This window comes from Phytobacter massiliensis JC163 (genome assembly GCF_000321045.1).
GTDB lineage: Bacteria > Pseudomonadota > Gammaproteobacteria > Enterobacterales > Enterobacteriaceae > Phytobacter_A > Phytobacter_A massiliensis.
Window position 1 is genome coordinate 376,797 of record NZ_HE578949.1, and the last position, 15,346, is coordinate 392,142.

General features: G+C 59.4%; 16 protein-coding genes and 1 pseudogene. 9 read left to right on the top strand and 8 right to left on the bottom strand.

Features of this window, described 5'->3' with window-relative positions; genetic code table 11:
• Positions 1-279 precede the first annotated feature (279 nt).
• The 8 genes from ENTHG_RS21715 to crtB are packed head-to-tail and all read left to right on the top strand — an operon-like array spanning position 280 to position 7,080.
• Entirely contained in the window at positions 280-1,197 is a 918-nt protein-coding gene (locus ENTHG_RS21715; protein WP_044184922.1) for a polyprenyl synthetase family protein, read from the top strand.
• Positions 1,197-1,640 (top strand): alpha-hydroxy-acid oxidizing protein, encoded by a 444-nt coding sequence (locus tag ENTHG_RS26160; RefSeq protein ID WP_237567518.1) that lies wholly within the window; start codon positions 1,197-1,199, stop codon positions 1,638-1,640. Before ENTHG_RS21715 ends, ENTHG_RS26160 begins: the two co-directional genes overlap by 1 nt.
• Complete coding sequence (locus ENTHG_RS26165) at positions 1,633-2,052, top strand: beta/alpha barrel domain-containing protein (protein WP_237567519.1); 420 nt, start codon at positions 1,633-1,635, stop codon at positions 2,050-2,052. The genes ENTHG_RS26160 and ENTHG_RS26165 overlap by 8 nt, the downstream gene beginning before the upstream one ends.
• A complete protein-coding gene (locus tag ENTHG_RS26170) occupies positions 1,980-2,225 on the top strand; it encodes an alpha-hydroxy-acid oxidizing protein (protein ID WP_237567520.1) in 246 nt (81 codons plus the stop codon). The genes ENTHG_RS26165 and ENTHG_RS26170 overlap by 73 nt, the downstream gene beginning before the upstream one ends.
• The gene (locus tag ENTHG_RS21725; RefSeq protein WP_044184926.1) at positions 2,222-3,487 is read left to right on the top strand and encodes a glycosyltransferase; all 1,266 of its coding nucleotides are present in this window, start codon (positions 2,222-2,224) and stop codon (positions 3,485-3,487) included. The genes ENTHG_RS26170 and ENTHG_RS21725 overlap by 4 nt, the downstream gene beginning before the upstream one ends.
• Entirely contained in the window at positions 3,484-4,662 is a 1,179-nt protein-coding gene (gene crtY / locus ENTHG_RS21730; RefSeq protein WP_044184929.1) for a lycopene beta-cyclase CrtY, read from the top strand. Before ENTHG_RS21725 ends, crtY begins: the two co-directional genes overlap by 4 nt.
• On the top strand, positions 4,655-6,133 hold the full coding sequence (locus tag ENTHG_RS21735; protein ID WP_044184932.1) for a phytoene desaturase: 1,479 nt from the start codon (positions 4,655-4,657) through the stop codon (positions 6,131-6,133). The genes crtY and ENTHG_RS21735 overlap by 8 nt, the downstream gene beginning before the upstream one ends.
• Positions 6,130-7,080 (top strand): 15-cis-phytoene synthase CrtB, encoded by a 951-nt coding sequence (gene crtB / locus ENTHG_RS21740; protein WP_425325310.1) that lies wholly within the window; start codon positions 6,130-6,132, stop codon positions 7,078-7,080. Before ENTHG_RS21735 ends, crtB begins: the two co-directional genes overlap by 4 nt.
• On the opposite strand, the gene ENTHG_RS21745 is transcribed toward crtB, so the two are convergent.
• From ENTHG_RS21745 to ENTHG_RS21775, 7 genes and pseudogenes are all read right to left on the bottom strand, one after another.
• Complete coding sequence (locus ENTHG_RS21745) at positions 6,995-7,552, bottom strand: sterol desaturase family protein (RefSeq protein ID WP_044184937.1); 558 nt, start codon at positions 7,550-7,552, stop codon at positions 6,995-6,997. The genes crtB and ENTHG_RS21745 overlap by 86 nt on opposite strands.
• 106 nt (positions 7,553-7,658) lie before the next feature.
• Positions 7,659-8,690 carry an NAD(P)H-quinone oxidoreductase gene (locus ENTHG_RS21750; protein ID WP_052332757.1) on the bottom strand — a complete coding sequence of 344 codons (1,032 nt, stop codon included), beginning with the start codon at positions 8,688-8,690 and terminating at the stop codon, positions 7,659-7,661.
• Positions 8,691-8,864: 174 nt separating this feature from the next.
• The gene (locus tag ENTHG_RS21755; RefSeq protein WP_044184940.1) at positions 8,865-9,077 is read right to left on the bottom strand and encodes a hypothetical protein; all 213 of its coding nucleotides are present in this window, start codon (positions 9,075-9,077) and stop codon (positions 8,865-8,867) included.
• A gap of 154 nt (positions 9,078-9,231) precedes the next feature.
• Positions 9,232-9,534 (bottom strand): hypothetical protein, encoded by a 303-nt coding sequence (locus tag ENTHG_RS21760; protein ID WP_044184943.1) that lies wholly within the window; start codon positions 9,532-9,534, stop codon positions 9,232-9,234.
• A gap of 145 nt (positions 9,535-9,679) precedes the next feature.
• Positions 9,680-10,090, bottom strand: a complete 411-nt coding sequence (locus ENTHG_RS21765) for a GFA family protein (RefSeq protein ID WP_044184945.1) — start codon at positions 10,088-10,090, stop codon at positions 9,680-9,682.
• Between the two features lie 34 nt (positions 10,091-10,124).
• Positions 10,125-12,728, bottom strand: a complete 2,604-nt coding sequence (locus tag ENTHG_RS21770) for a bifunctional diguanylate cyclase/phosphodiesterase (RefSeq protein WP_044184948.1) — start codon at positions 12,726-12,728, stop codon at positions 10,125-10,127.
• A 232-nt stretch (positions 12,729-12,960) separates the two neighbouring features.
• Positions 12,961-13,973, bottom strand: a pseudogene (locus ENTHG_RS21775) (SDR family oxidoreductase).
• A 102-nt stretch (positions 13,974-14,075) separates the two neighbouring features.
• Between ENTHG_RS21775 and ENTHG_RS21780 the strand changes: the two are divergent.
• Positions 14,076-14,981: a LysR family transcriptional regulator gene (locus ENTHG_RS21780; protein WP_044184951.1), complete on the top strand. Its 906-nt coding sequence runs from the start codon at positions 14,076-14,078 to the stop codon at positions 14,979-14,981.
• 15 nt (positions 14,982-14,996) lie between these two features.
• Here ENTHG_RS21780 and ENTHG_RS21785 read toward each other — a convergent pair whose 3' ends face one another.
• Positions 14,997-15,257, bottom strand: coding sequence for a DUF2534 family protein (locus tag ENTHG_RS21785; RefSeq protein WP_044184953.1), 261 nt, complete (start codon positions 15,255-15,257; stop codon positions 14,997-14,999).
• Positions 15,258-15,346 lie beyond the last annotated feature (89 nt).

Sequence of the window (15,346 nt, forward strand, 5' to 3'; positions counted from 1 at the left end):
TTTTAAACTCAACATAGCTCCTTTAGGCTCCCTTCTTCATAAACTTTTAATCGCCTTTTTGCCGCTGCAGCGACAGTTATTGTTAATTTCATGTAAATTTTGTGTCGCGTTCGCTGCGCAAAAGATAATTCCTGGATATTACGCTACGCTTTGCAAACAGAGCGCAGTCAACGCTCGGATGTACAACGTCATACAGGTCGACACGGCGCTTAACCTGGCGTCACCGTGCTTCACATCCTCTGTAGACATTGCCACGATGAGTAACCAGGGATAGCAACGATGAACGTCAATCATGAAGATGAATTGCAGGCGCTACGTGCAGCCCTGCAGTGCCGCCTCGATCAACTCCTCCCCGCCGCAGAACAGCAGGATCTCGTCTGGACCGCGATGCGTGAAGGCACTTTGGCTGCGGGCAAGCGCGTTCGGCCTCTGCTGTTGGTGCTGACGGCACGGGATCTCGGTTGTGATATTGAACAGCCCGGCCTGCTGGACCTGGCGTGCGCCGTGGAAATGGTGCACGCTGCCTCGCTGATGCTCGATGACATCCCCTGTATGGACAACGCTCTGTTGCGCCGGGGAAAACCTACCATTCATCTCCAGTATGGAGAAAATGTAGCCATTCTCGCTGCCGTTGCGCTGCTAAGCCGCGCGTTTGGCGTTATCGCCGAAGCCCAGGCGCTGCCGCATGACTGTAAAACCCAGGCGGTGGCTGAACTGTCGATCGCGACCGGCATGCAGGGGCTGGTGCAGGGACAGTACCGCGATCTCAACGAAGGCGCGCAGGCGCGCAGCGCCGAAGCGATTCTGGTAACCAATGAGCTGAAAACCAGCCGCCTTTTTGACGCCACGCTGCAAATGGCGGCCATTGTGGCGAATGCATCGCTGCCCGCGCGGCAGCGGCTACGCTGCTTTGCCCGCGATCTGGGGCAGGCTTTTCAACTGCTCGACGATCTCGCCGATGGGGTGAGCGGCACCGGCAAGGACCTCAATAAAGATCATGGCAAATCTACCCTGGTGGCGATTCTGGGGGCGGATGCGGTGCGGGCGCGCCTGCGCGACCATCTGCGCAGCGCGGATGAGCATCTGGCCCATGCCTGCGAGAAGGGGGTTGCCACCCGGTGTTTTATGCACGCCTGGTTTGATAAACAGATGGCGCTATTTGGCCAGGACCGGCCCCAATCTCTGACGGAGTATTAATGAAGGATCTGACTCAGCGCAAAAACGATCATCTGGATATCGTTCTCGGCGGCATGTCTGGCATAAAACAGCGCGGAACGGGTTTCGACCGCTGGCGGTTTGAACACTGCGCGCTGCCGGAAATCGATCTTGATGCTATCGATCTGCGGGTGTCGCTGTTTGGCAAAACCCTGAATGCGCCTCTGCTCATCAGCTCCATGACCGGCGGCGCCCGCCGCGCGGCAGATATTAATCGCCACCTGGCGCAGGCGGCGCAGACGCTGGGACTGGCGATGGGCGTAGGTTCGCAGCGGGTGGCGCTGGAAAGCGAGAATAACGGCGGACTGACCCGTGAGCTGCGGCAGTTCGCCCCGGATATCCCCCTGCTGGCTAACCTTGGCGCGGCGCAAATTGCCGCAAAAAACCGGACTGGATTATGCCCGGCGCGCGGTGGAGATGATTGAAGCAGACGCGCTGATTATCCATCTCAACCCCTTGCAGGAAGCGCTACAGCGCGGCGGCGATCGCGACTGGCGCGGCGTGCTGACGGCGATAGAAGCGACGGCCAGCGCGTTGCCGGTGCCGGTAGTGGTCAAAGAGGTGGGCGCGGGGCTCTCCGTCACCGTTGCGCGTCAGCTTATAGAGGCTGGCGTGGCGATGCTGGATGTCGCGGGGGCGGGCGGCACCAGCTGGGCCGCCGTCGAAGGCGCGCGCGCCGCCACGCCGCAGGCCCGCGAGGTGGCGATGGCGTTTGCCGACTGGGGAATTCCACCGCCGAAGCGCTGTGCGCGCTGCATCAGGCGTTGCCGGATTCGCCGCTCATCGCCTCCGGCGGCATCGCTGACGGCATCGATGCGGCTAAAGCGCTGCGTTTAGGGGCGACGCTGGTGGGGCAGGCGGCGGGCGTACTCGGCAGCGCCACCCTCTCCGCGGAAGCGGTAGCCGCCCATTTTCAGACCGTGATTGAACAGCTGCGGGTCGCCTGTTTCTGCACCGGCAGCGCCAGCCTGAGCGCGCTGCGCCAGGCGACGCTGGTGCGCGAAGCATGAGCCATTATGCGATTATCGCCCCGCCGCTTTACAGCCACGTGCGGGCGCTGGAGGCGCTGGGGCAGCAGCTTATCGCCCGGGGCCACCACATCACCTTCTTTCAGCAGGCGGAAGCGCGCGCGCTATTGAGCGACGCGCGCATCGGCTTTTGCGCCGTGGGGGAACAAACGCATCCGCCGGGAAGTCTGGCGCGCACCCTCAACGTCACGGCGCACCCTTTCGGGCCGGGGCTTTTCCGGTTGATTAACGATCTGGCCGGGACCACGGATATGCTCTGCCGTGAGCTGCCCGCGGCGCTGGAGCGCTGCGCCGTTGATGGCGTCATTGTCGATCAGATGGAACCCGCGGGCGGCCTGGTGGCCGAAGCGCTGGGGTTGCCATTTGTCTCTGTAGCCTGCGCGCTGCCGGTAAATCGTGACGAAACCATTCCGCTGCCGGTGATGCCGTTTCTCTACAGTACAAGCGCCCGCAGCCACAAGCGCTACGCCGCCAGCACCCGAATTCACGACTGGCTAATGCGCCGCCAGGGCGACGTTATCGCCTTTCATGCCGAACGGTTTGGCCTGACGGCGCGTCGGGGGCTGCATGAATGTCTGTCGCCGCTGGCGCAAATCAGCCAGACGATAGACGCTTTTGATTTTCCTCGCCATCTGCCCGCCTGCTTTCATGCCGTCGGGCCGCTGCGCCCGGCGCAGGCGACGGCGATTGACGCGCAGGAAGTGCCAGACGAACCGCTTATTTTTGCCTCGCTTGGCACGCTACAGGGGCATCGCTACCGGCTGTTTCACACCATTGCCGCGGCCTGCCGGCAGCGCAATGTCCGCCTGTTGATAGCCCACTGCGGCGGCCTGAATGCGCGACAGGCGGCGACGCTGGCAGCAACGGGCGCGAGGGTGACCGACTTTGCTGAACAGCCCGCTATTCTGCGTCAGGCGCAGGCGGTGATTACCCACGGTGGGCTCAATACGGTCATGGATGCTATCGCCAGCGGCACGCCTGTGCTCGCTATTCCACTGGCCTTCGATCAGCCAGGCGTTGCCGCCCGGATTGAGTACAGCGGTATTGGTCGCCGGGCGTCGCGTTTTGCCTGTAGCCGTAGCCTTGCGGATAAGCTGGGCGATTTACTCTCTAACCCTCGCTACCGGCAACGGCTGACGGCCATGCAGCCTGCATTGCAGCAGGCGGGCGGCGCGAGGCTTGCCGCCCGGATTGTTGAGCAGGCGCTGGGCTCCAGACGTCCGGTTCTGGCAGGTGCGGCATGAATCGCCGGGAATGGGACCTGATCCTTGTTGGCGGCGGGCTGGCGAATGGCCTTATCGCCTGGCGTCTTAGACAGCAGCAGCCAGCGCTGCGTGTGCTGGTGCTGGAGGCGGGGATGCAGCCTGGCGGCAATCATACCTGGTCCTTTCATCACGACGATCTCACCCCCGCGCAGCACCAGTGGATTGCGCCGCTGGTGGCGCATCGCTGGCCAGGCTACGAGGTACGTTTCCCGGCGCGAACGCGCACGCTGCACGGGGCGTACCTGAGTATGACCTCGGAACGTTTCGCTGCGGTGATAACCGGGGCGCTGGGCGAAAATCTCCGCACCGCAACGCCGGTGGCCCACCTGACGCCGGACGCCGTCACCCTTGCCAGCGGGCAGGCGTTGCAGGCAGGGGCGGTTATCGACGGGCGTGGCTACCGCCCTGGCCCGCACATGACGGTGGGGTTTCAGGCTTTTGTCGGCCAGCAGTGGCTGCTTGAGGAGCCGCACGGCTTGACGCGCCCCATTTTGATGGACGCCACCGTCGACCAGCAGGCGGGCTATCGCTTTGTCTATACGCTGCCGCTCAGCGCGCAATCGCTGTTAATTGAAGATACCCACTATATCGACAGGCCGACGCTTAACAACGAACAGGCGCGCCAGCATATCCACGATTATGCCCATCAGCAGGGGTGGCGGCTGAAAACGCTGGAGCGCGAGGAGCAGGGCAACCTGCCCATTACCCTTGCAGGGGACAGCCGCGCCTTCTGGCGCGAACAGGCCGGGCAGCCGTGTAGCGGCCTGCGCGCCGGGCTGTTTCATGCCACGACCGGTTACTCTCTGCCGCAGGCGGCGACGCTGGCGGACCTTATCGCCAGCCAGCGTGATTTTACGGCCGCAGCGCTGTCTGACGTCATCGGGCAGTACGCGCGCGGTCAGTGGCGGCGGCAGCGCTTCTTTCGCCTGCTTAACCGCATGCTGTTTCTTGCCGGGCGCGCCGACCAGCGCTGGCAGGTGATGCAGCGGTTCTATGGCTTAAACGAGGGGCTGATTGCCCGCTTTTATGCCGGTCGACTGACGCCTTTCGATAAGGCGCGGATCCTCACCGGCAAACCACCGGTACCGCCGGGCGAAGCTCTGCGGGCCATTCTGAAACAGACTCCCCGGCTGCGGGCTTTTAACGATGAATAAAACGATTGTAATTGGCGCTGGTTTTGGCGGCCTGGCGCTCGCCATCCGTCTGCAGGCGGCGGGTATTCCGGTGTTACTGCTTGAGCAGCGCGATAAGCCCGGCGGGCGTGCCTATGTCTATCAGGATAAAGGTTTTACCTTTGACGCCGGGCCGACGGTTATCACCGACCCCTCCGCCATCGAAGAGCTTTTCGCCCTGGCGGGCAAAAACATGGCGGATTATGTCGATCTCATGCCGGTTACCCCCTTTTACCGCCTGTGCTGGGAGGATGGGGTGCAGTTTGACTATGATAACGATCAGGCGCGGCTGGAGGCGCAAATCCGCCGTTTTAACCCCCGCGACGTCGAGGGTTACCGGCGCTTTCTCGCCTACTCCAGAGCGGTGTTTAAAGAGGGGTATCTTAAGCTCGGCACGGTGCCGTTTTTGTCGTTTCGTGACATGCTGCGCGCAGGGCCGCAGCTGGCGAGGCTGCAAGCCTGGCGCAGCGTGTATGGCATGGTGGCGAAGTTTATTGAAAATGAGCAGTTGCGCCAGGCGTTCTCTTTTCATTCGCTGCTGGTCGGGGGCAACCCCTTCGCCACCTCGTCTATCTATACCCTGATCCATGCTCTGGAGCGGGAGTGGGGCGTCTGGTTTGCGCGCGGCGGCACCGGGGCGCTGGTACAGGGGCTGGTGCGGCTGTTTCAGGATCTGGGCGGCGAAATTGAACTCAACGCTCAGGTGAGCCAGCTGGAGACCGAGGGGGAACGGATAAGCGCCGTGCAGCTTGGCGACGGTCGGCGTATTGCGGCGGCGGCGGTGGCTTCAAATGCGGATGTGGTGCACACCTATGAAAAGCTGCTCGGCCATCACCAGGTGGGGGCGGCGCGCGCCGTCTCGCTTAAGCGTAAGCGGATGAGCAACTCTCTGTTTGTACTCTATTTTGGCCTGAATCACCACCACAGCCAGCTGGCGCACCATACGGTCTGCTTTGGGCCGCGCTATAAAGAGCTCATTAGCGAAATATTTAACGGACCGGCGCTGGCGGAGGATTTTTCGCTCTATCTGCACGCGCCCTGCGTCACCGATCCCTCCCTTGCGCCCCCCGGCTGCGGCAGCTATTACGTACTGGCCCCGGTGCCGCACCTCGGCACGGCAAATCTTGACTGGACGGTGGAGGGGCCGCGTCTGCGCGATCGCATTTTCGCCTATCTGGAAAAGCACTACATGCCGGGCTTGCGCGAGCAGCTGGTGACCCACCGGATGTTCACGCCGTTTGACTTTCGCGACCAGCTTAGCGCCTGGCACGGGTCGGCTTTTTCCGTCGAGCCGATTCTGCGCCAGAGCGCCTGGTTTCGTCCCCATAACCGCGACAGCCGTATCCCCAACCTTTACCTGGTAGGGGCGGGAACCCATCCGGGGGCAGGCATTCCCGGCGTGATTGGTTCGGCGAAAGCCACGGCGAGCCTGATGCTGGAGGCCCTCTCCTGATGAACGGGACGTTAATGGCGCATGCGTCTGAAACCATGGCGGCAGGCTCGAAAAGCTTCAATGCCGCGGCGAAGCTCTTTGATCCCGCCACCCGCCGTAGCGCTCTGATGCTCTATGCCTGGTGCCGCTACTGTGACGATGTCATTGACGATCAGCACCTTGGGTTCAGCGCGACCGCGCGCAGCGACAGCGCCTTAGCACGCCTGGAGATGCTGAAAAGCGAAACCCGCCGCGCCTTTGCGGGGGAAACCATGCGCGAACCGGCCTTCGCCGCCTTTCAGGAGGTAGCGACGCGGCATGCCATTTCGCCGCAGCTGGCGTTTGACCATCTGGAAGGGTTTGCGATGGATGTGCGGGAAACCCGCTACGACACCTTTGATGATACGCTGCGCTACTGTTATCACGTCGCAGGGGTGGTGGGGCTGATGATGGCGCAGGTGATGGGCGTGCGGAATGACGCGGTGCTCGATCGCGCCTGCGACCTGGGGCTGGCGTTTCAGTTAACCAATATCGCCCGCGATATCGTTGAGGACGCCGGAACGGGGCGCTGCTACCTGCCTGCCCGCTGGCTGGCGGAGGAGGGGATAGATGCCAGCCAGCTGACCGACCCGGCGAAACGGCAGCATCTGGCGCGCCTGGCGCAGCGGCTGGTGGCGCATGCCGAACCTTATTACGCTTCGGCGCGCGGCGGGCTGCATGGCCTGCCGTTGCGCTCGGCCTGGGCTATTGCATCGGCACACGGGGTTTACCGCGAAATTGGAATGAAGGTCACGGCGGCGGGGGCGCATGCATGGGACACGCGCCAGGGCACCCGTAAAGGGGAAAAACTGGCGCTGGTGATCAAAGGCGGGCTGGCGGCGCTCAGCTCTCGCGCTGGCGCGATGCCTGCGCGTCCGTCCGGGCTGTGGCAGCGTCCTTATCTGCCGCACGAGAACGGCGGGCGTTAAGCGCCGCTTTTTTACGGCTGCGCAGCGTCGCCTGCAGCTGTTCTACGGGCGGCGCATAGAGAAAACCGAACGAGACACAGTCCTCTTTTCCCCGCACCGCATGGTGCAGGCGATGCGCAAGATAGAGGCGTTTTAAATATCCCCGGCGGGGGATATAGCGAAACGGCCAGCGTTGATGCACCAACCCATCATGCACAATAAAATAGAGCGCGCCATAGAGCGTCATTCCCGCGCCAATCCACTGTAACGGCCAGAAGCCTGCCGTGCCGAGGGCAATCAGCGCAATGGCCAGCACGGCGAAAACCACGGCATAGAGGTCGTTGACCTCAAACCAGCCGGTGCGCGGTTCATGGTGCGAAAGATGCCAGCCCCAGCCCCAGCCATGCATGATGTATTTATGCGCCAGCGTGGCGATGATTTCCATTGCCGCTACGGTCGCCAGAACGATCAGGGTGTTCCACAGTACGAGCATGATGACTCCTTCTTCCCGTTCACAACGTTGTGCCTCCAGTCGCTCGCCTCTGCGGGCATCTCACCCGCGTTCCGGCCCACTCCGAAAAGGGAGTGGGCACGGTGGATTACTCCCCGGTTAACGCATCGGTGGTCAACACCACCTTGCCCACATGCGCGCTGGCGGCAAGCATCGCATGCGCATCGCTCGCCGCTTCCAGAGGAAAGGTTTTGAAGATTTGCGGCTTCACTTTGCCCTGCTCTACAAGCGGCAGCACGTGTTCGCTGAGGGCGTTAATCAACTCGGCCTTCTGGGCAGGCGTACGCTGACGCAGGGTGGAGCCAATATGGGTAAGCTGCTTGCTCAGCAGCGGGAAGAGATCCACCTCTTTCGCTACGCCGCCGATGACGCCAATTTGCACAATACGTCCGTTCATCGCCGCCGCCGCGTAGTTTTTGGCTATATAATCCCCGGCGACAATATCGATAATAATGTCGGCCCCGTGGCCGTCGGTCTCCCGTTTCACCACTTCGACGAAGTCTTCTTCTTTACGCAATACCACCACATCGGCGCCCAGCTTCAGGCTGGCCTCGCGGTGTTCCTCAGACCCTACGGTGGTAATAATTTTCGCCGCGCCAAAGGCTTTCGCCAGCATGGTAGCGGTCGTACCGATACCGGAAGCCCCCCCGTGAATCAAAATAATATCCCCCGCTTTAAACTGGCCGCGCTGGAACATATTTAGCCACACCGTCATAAACGTTTCGGGCAGGGCGGCCGCTTCGACCAGGCTCAGGCCTGGCGGTAACGGCAGTACGTTGGTGGCGTGCGCCGTGCAGTACTCTGCATAGCCGCCGCCTGGGATCAGCGCGGCGACATGGGCGCCTGGCTGCACATCTTTCACTTTCTCGCCGCAGGCCACCACAATACCCGCCACTTCAAGACCGGGGATATCCGAGGCCCCCGGAGGCGGCGCATATTGCCCTTTACGCTGTAACACATCGGGGCCGTTCACCCCTGCCGCGGCAATGCGAATCAGCACTTCATCGCCGGTGGGGCGAGGGACCGGGCGGGTTGTCGCCTTTAAAACCTCGGGGCCGCCGGGTTCGGTTATCTCAATGGCGGTCATGGTCTGCGGAATGGTATGGTTTTGATCTGGCATTGCATCCTCCTGTATGGCATTGAAACAGTATGGCTGCGTTCAGGGGGATATGGGGTTGTAATTCTGTGCGTTTTTGAAAAAAACGGAGGGAGTATGCAGAATGACGCCTTCGCACCGGTTGCAAAGGCGTAGGGTATTCACAGCTGCCGCAGCCAGAAGGCTGGAGTGGAACGCTTAGAGCGGCTTCTTCATACGCTTGTCCAGGTAGTGCCGGGTCGCTTCCAGAACGCCTCGCTGGCGGGAACATGTGACCATGATTTCCTGCGCGCGAAGCACCATGATGAGGTTGTCGGCCTTAACGGGCAGGCGTGAATTCATCAGATAAGTGGCTGCCAGGCCAATTGCCTCATGGATTTCCTCAGGTAGAACGTGCTCATCTTCGTTCAATTACACTCCCGATGCTGCAATAATGAATGTCTTCTAAAGCCGAAGGCCCGATCAAATTCACAAGAAGCATTATGTGGGAACATGCTGGAGCAAGTCTGATTAGAAGGAGAAATAGAAACCCGTTAACCGTACCGATTAAACAGGTTCGGGGATATCAGTGCTTCACTTCTTTACTGCTGCTGGCGAAAGCAGAATAGCGCATACGACTTTTGCGCTGGGTCATCTGTAAACGACTGGCGGCGCCCTTACGCTGTTCGGGCTGGGCGCGAAAATTATGCACCCCGCTTATCGCAGTCCGGTAGGCTTCCTGCCGTTCGCCGTTGGTTTCAGCGCTTAAACTGACTTGTAACTGCCCAATCAGAGCATCAAAGGAAACATCGTCATCGGAGTCCAGCAGCGAAAGCACCGCTTCTCCCATGACAGTATCTACCAGTTTATCCTTATCATTTTTACTCATTTCGCCTCTCAGGATCACGACACTGTTCTGTGTAAGCAATAGTCATTATGCATGCGTACACGCATTATGCCTATCATTGTTGAAAGCGTTAACATCAATGAAATAGCGATGTAACATTCTTTTGTTGTTAAATCATTTGGTTATATTATTTTGCCGTATAGCGCAAATATCCGATGACCCCATCGCTGTGACCATCGTTTGGGTGGTTGACCCCATCCATGACTTTCAGCTCCGGAAAATCAAAAGGCGATATCCCCTCCAGGCAGGCGACGTTTACGCCATACTGATCGGGCGAGGAACGGCGCTGGTGGAAGGTGTAGATACCGCATACCGAACAAAAATAGTGTACGGCGGTGCGGGTGTTAAAACGGTATTCCGTCAGCTTTTCTTTCCCCCGGGTAATGGTCAGGCCGGAGAGCGGCGCGGAAACGGCAACCGCGCCGCGCATCCGGCAGAATGAGCAGCTACAGCGCCGGGCGGTATTCAGCCCGTCAAGGAGTTCAACGGTAAAAGCGACGGCCCCGCAGTGGCACTGACCGTTCATTATTTCTGGCATACCGATACCTCTCGCCTGTTATTACCTGCCGCTATCACGATCTTGCCGGCGGGGATTTCATCTGTAAGTTAAAGGACTGGTCCAGATCGACTTTCTCCAGCGTCACCGGTCGGCTGATAAAATAGCCCTGGGCAATATCGCACTGGTAGCTTTTCAACTGGCTAAGCTGTTCCTGCGATTCGACCCCTTCGGCGGTCACCTCGAGATTAAAATCTTTACCAAGGCCGATGATTTTTTCCACAATGTGTTTTGCGGTTTCTGAGCCGTCCATCGCAAAGATAAACGACTTATCCAGTTTAATGCCGTCAAAGGGGAAGCTGCGCAGATAATTGAGCGAGGCGTAGCCGGTGCCGAAATCGTCCATCAGCAGCCTGACGCCCAGCCCTTTGAGTTCATGCATGATTTTTTGCGTCTGTTCCGGGCGCGAAAGGGTGACGTTCTCCGTGACCTCCAGCTCCAGCCTCGACGCCGGAAACCCCGTCGCCTCAAGCGTATTTTTTACCCTTGCGGCAATATCGGTCGCTCTGAATTCTACCGGCGACATATTGATGGAGACCGAGAGCGACTCAAAATGGCGGCCAACGTCACGACATGCCGTCGTCAGTACCCAGTCCGTGAGCGCGACGATAATGCCGGTTTCTTCCGCCAGCGGGATAAACTGATCGGGCATCAGCAGCCCGTAGCGAGGGTGACGCCAGCGTACCAGCGCCTCCAGCGAGGTAATTCTCCCCAGCCGGATGTCGTAGCGCGGCTGGTACAGAAGGAATAGCTGGTTCTCTTTGATGGCCTCCCGCAGCGCCTGCTCCAGCTCCCGGCGCTGAACAATCAGTTCAGCCATATCCGGCTTATAGAATACCCAGGGGGTATTTTTATCTTTTTTCGCTTCGTACAGGGCGATATCGGAATAGCGCAGCAGGTCGCTGGCGGTACGTGCATGCTGTGGAGAGAGCGCGATCCCCATGCTGGCGCCGATAAACATCTCGTTACCGCAGACGTAGAAGGGGCGGCGAAGCTCCTCAATAATCCGCCGACAAAAGATATCAATATCATCGTGGTTGACCAGATCCGGGGCGATGATAATAAACTCATCGCCGCCCTGGCGCGCCACCAGGTCGGTACTGCGCATACAGTTGCGCAGGCGGGCCGAGACTTCACTCAGGACGGCGTCGCCTGCGGAGTGGCCGTAGACATCGTTGATGGTTTTAAAATCGTTTAAATCAAGGCTTATCATCGCCAGCGGCCTGTCTACTTCGCTGCCTTTCTGCAGCCTGCCTTCGAGGAACTCTTTCATCTGAATACGGTTGGGCAGGCCGGTTAATTCGTCGTGATGGGAGAGGTAGTGAATACGTTCGCTGGCTTCCACCTCCAGCGTGACGTCGGTAGCCGTACCGCGAAAGCCGATGGTGCCGTCACTGCGCGTCACGCGCTTAACCGTTAAGTTGCAGTAGCGCTGGCTACCCTGCGCAGAGAGATAAGGGCAGTGGGTCAGGGTCAAAACATTGCCCGTTTCGGGCTGCTCCAGCCAGAGGCACAGCGCCGGATCAACGGTAGACAAAAAACTGTGGAATGACCGCCCGAGCCAGTCATTAATACGATAGCCGGTAATGGCGGGGAAGCGAGCGGAAATCCAGCTTAGCTGCTGTTCTTCATCCGCCTCCCAAATCCAGTCGGTGGTTGTTTCAACGATATCGCGGAACCGGCGTTCGCTTACCTCAAGCGCCTGCCTGCTTCGCTCAAGGAGAAACGCTTTTTCATCGTTCATCCGTGCCTTGATCAGCGCCTTGCGCGCCAGCACCAGCGCAAAGAGCACGGAGATGATCATCAGTAAGACCAGCAGCGGCAGAACCCATGTCAGCAGGATGTCACCGGGACTTTTTTTATCCCATGCGAATGCCACCGTTCCCCCTGATACGGGAAACAGCGTATCCGCTCTCTCCGGCCTGTCGCGCAGGATGTCCGCCTGGACCATATGGAGGTCGTGAATAACGTACTCTTCGCCTAGTGCGGCAAGCTTCGCCGGGGTGAGCGTTTCGGCAAAGATCATCAGCGAATGGTCGTCCGGCCCCTCCGATGCGCTTTTTTCCTCCGATGTAATCCAGGCCGCCGCCACCAGCGTCAGGCGGTCATCGACCAGTTGCAGCCTTGAAATAGCGCGGCCATCGTTACGCGCCACCTCGCGGCGCAGTTCAGCCAGCACGTTTTTACCCAGCCACTGCTCGAATGGCACAAGCTGCAGCCGTCCTGACAGCACGCTGTAGCGGGTCTGCCCATCCGCAGAGAGAACAAAGACCCCATCATAGCCAAAGGTCGTAAACAGGGACTCCCCTAAATTCTGCGCGTCCCACGCCCATTGTGTATTCACCTGCTGATGAAGATTTTCCCAGGCTTCGTTCCACGCCGCGTTATCGCTTAGATGATCACGAATACTTTGCTGGCCGTTATCCAGCGCTTTGGTTAGGAGCTGCGTCGCCTGCTGTTTCGCGTTGCGATACAGGTCATTTTGCGTCTGGAAAAGCGTAAAAATCGTCGTCAGAAAAATGGCCACCATCAGAAAAAGCATCAGGGTGACGGTTTGTTTCATAATTTGATGCGTATCAGGCGCCTGTACCGGAGCGGTATCACCATCGGCTGCTGACATATTCCACCCTTAATATCCAAAGTCATTCTTAAAATATGGTCGAAGATCACTGGAATTAACGGCACGGCGGCATATTTATTTAGCGCAAGTGGGGGAGGCGGCGGGATTGTGAGCAGTTCTGTGACAGCAATCGCTCTTTACCATCAGGGCGATTCAGGAAGCTTAAAAAAGCCTTAAGAAATAATAAAAAAACCGGCTCGCCCAGGGGCCAGTGTAGCCCCTGGGCGCAGGATCACGGGATGATACGTTCCTGCCGGAGCGTATCGAACAGGCCGGTGAAAGCGTCCAGCGTGGCGCGATAGCCGGTAAAGCCAGCCTTACGGCTTTTGCTCATATCGGTGAACGCCTCCATTGGACGGCCCAGATCCGCGTCGGTGTGCCACCAGGAGGCAAGACGGTTGATATCCGCTTCGGCAAGCTGATAACGTCCGGCGATCTCCCGCCACGCCGCGGCAGCCTCCTGCATGCGGCCTTCCAGCGGCATCATTGTCTCCGGATAGGGCGCTGCCTCTATGCCGAAGTAGGCGGCCAGCCGCGGCCACAGCCACTTCCAGCGAAACACATCGCCATTGACGGCATTAAAGTCCTGGTTTGCCGCATTCGGGCTTTCAGCCGCCCAGCAGAGCTGTTCCGCCAGCAGCCCGGCGTCGGTAACATCAGAGACGCCGTTCCACTGTTCCGGTGAGCCGGGGAAGATAAACGGCCAGCCTTTTTCGCGGCAAAGCGTGGCGTAAACCGCCAGCGTCTGACCCATGTTCATCGCATTACCAAGGGCGAAGCCGACAATGGTATGCGGGCGATGAACGCTCCAGCGATAGCCATATTTCTCCGCCCCGGCGAACAGCGCGTCTTCCTGGGCATAATAGAAGTTTTCTACCGGCTGGCGACCCTGTTCTTCACGAAACGGCGTGACCGGCACTGCGCCTTTACCGTAGGCTTCAAACGGCCCTAAGTAATGTTTAAGACCGGTCACCAGCGCTACGTGCGCCCCTTGTAACCTGTCGCCCAACGCGTTGATAACGTTCTCTACCATCGCGCCGTTGACGCGAATATTCTCTTTTTCCGTCGCCTGGCGCGCCCAGACGCTAAAAAAACCGCATCCGGTTTTATGTCGCCCAGCGTCTGTTGCACGGCCTGCGCATCCGTTAAGTCTGCGGTCAGGCTGGCGCAGCCTGGGGGGATCGCGCCGCGCCCGCGCGACAGCCCGGTGACGCCGCTGATTCCGACAATAAGCGCTTCACGCATATTCATTTCCTCATCTGTACGTATAACACGTAGACTAATAGAGAATGCAGTTCTTATCTCTGGCATTAATTCACGTCATTCTTAACCTGAGTTCATTAATCAATGCACGATCAACGTCTGAAAGATATCGTCCCCTTTGTCGTGAGCGTGGAAGAGGGGAGTTTTGCGGCGGCGGCGGAGCGGCTGCATCTTACCGGGTCGGCTATCAGCAAGTCCGTCAGCCGACTGGAGACCCGGCTGGGTTCACGGCTGCTTGAGCGTACCACCCGCAGGCTCGATCTGACCGATGCCGGAGAGGCTTACTACCAGACCTGCCTGCGCGTGCTGGAGGATCTGGCGGAGGCGGAGTCGGTACTGGCGGCGCACCGCGCTATTCCATCAGGCCGCCTGCGGCTGGCGGTGCCAAACAGCTACGGCAGGCTCTGCGTCATGCCGCTACTGATTCCGTTTTGCCAGCAGCACCCGGAAATTGAGTTAAGCCTGAGCTTTTCCGACCGTTTTCTCGATCTGTTTGATGAAGGGATTGATGTGGCGGTACGCATCGGCAAAAGGGCGGAGATGCCCGCATCGCTGGGCTGGCGGCAGCTTGGCCGCGAGCGGATGGTATTTTGCGCCTCGCCGGACTATTTACGCCGGGAAGGGCGGCCGCAGAGTATCGCCGAACTGTTACGCCACCGGGCGATTTTATACGAGCGGGTCGACGGTACGCCCAAACCCTGGCTGTTTCTGTCCGAAGATGGCTACCCTGACTGGCGCGACGTGCCGTTTCGGCTGGCGCTGGGGGACGTCGACGCCCAGCTACAGGCCGTCTGCGCGGGACTGGGCGTGGCGCAAATGCCGACCTGGCTTGTCCAGGGCCCGCTCGCCCGCGGCGAACTGGAGATTATTCTGCCGCATATGCGCCCCGACGGGCTGGCGCTGACGCTGGTATGGCCGCGACGCAAGCAGCTTTTGCCCAAGGTCGATGCCCTGCTGGCTGCGCTAAGCGCGCTGGATATTACCGGCTGATGGCCGACGCGCGGCTTACCCCCGGTCGTCTTTCGGGCCGAGGAACCAGAACGCGAACGGCAGCGAACCAATGACCGTAAACACCAGGCTATAGATAAACGCCCATGCGCCCTGAATAAAAAACATGGAGGTGGTCCACTCTTCCATTGGCAGATTGTATTGATCTTCTACCCCATGGAAGGTGACGTTAGAGATAACCGTCACGGCGACCAGAAAAACGATAATCACCGCCAGAATGAATTTTTTTCCCTCAGGGGTACGCAGTTTTTCACGCATGGGTTGCTCCTGTTGTCATCATTCGCCCGACGCGATAGCGCCGTCATAAGTTGCAAAATATCAAACTCTGGGTGAGAAAGCGAAATCGG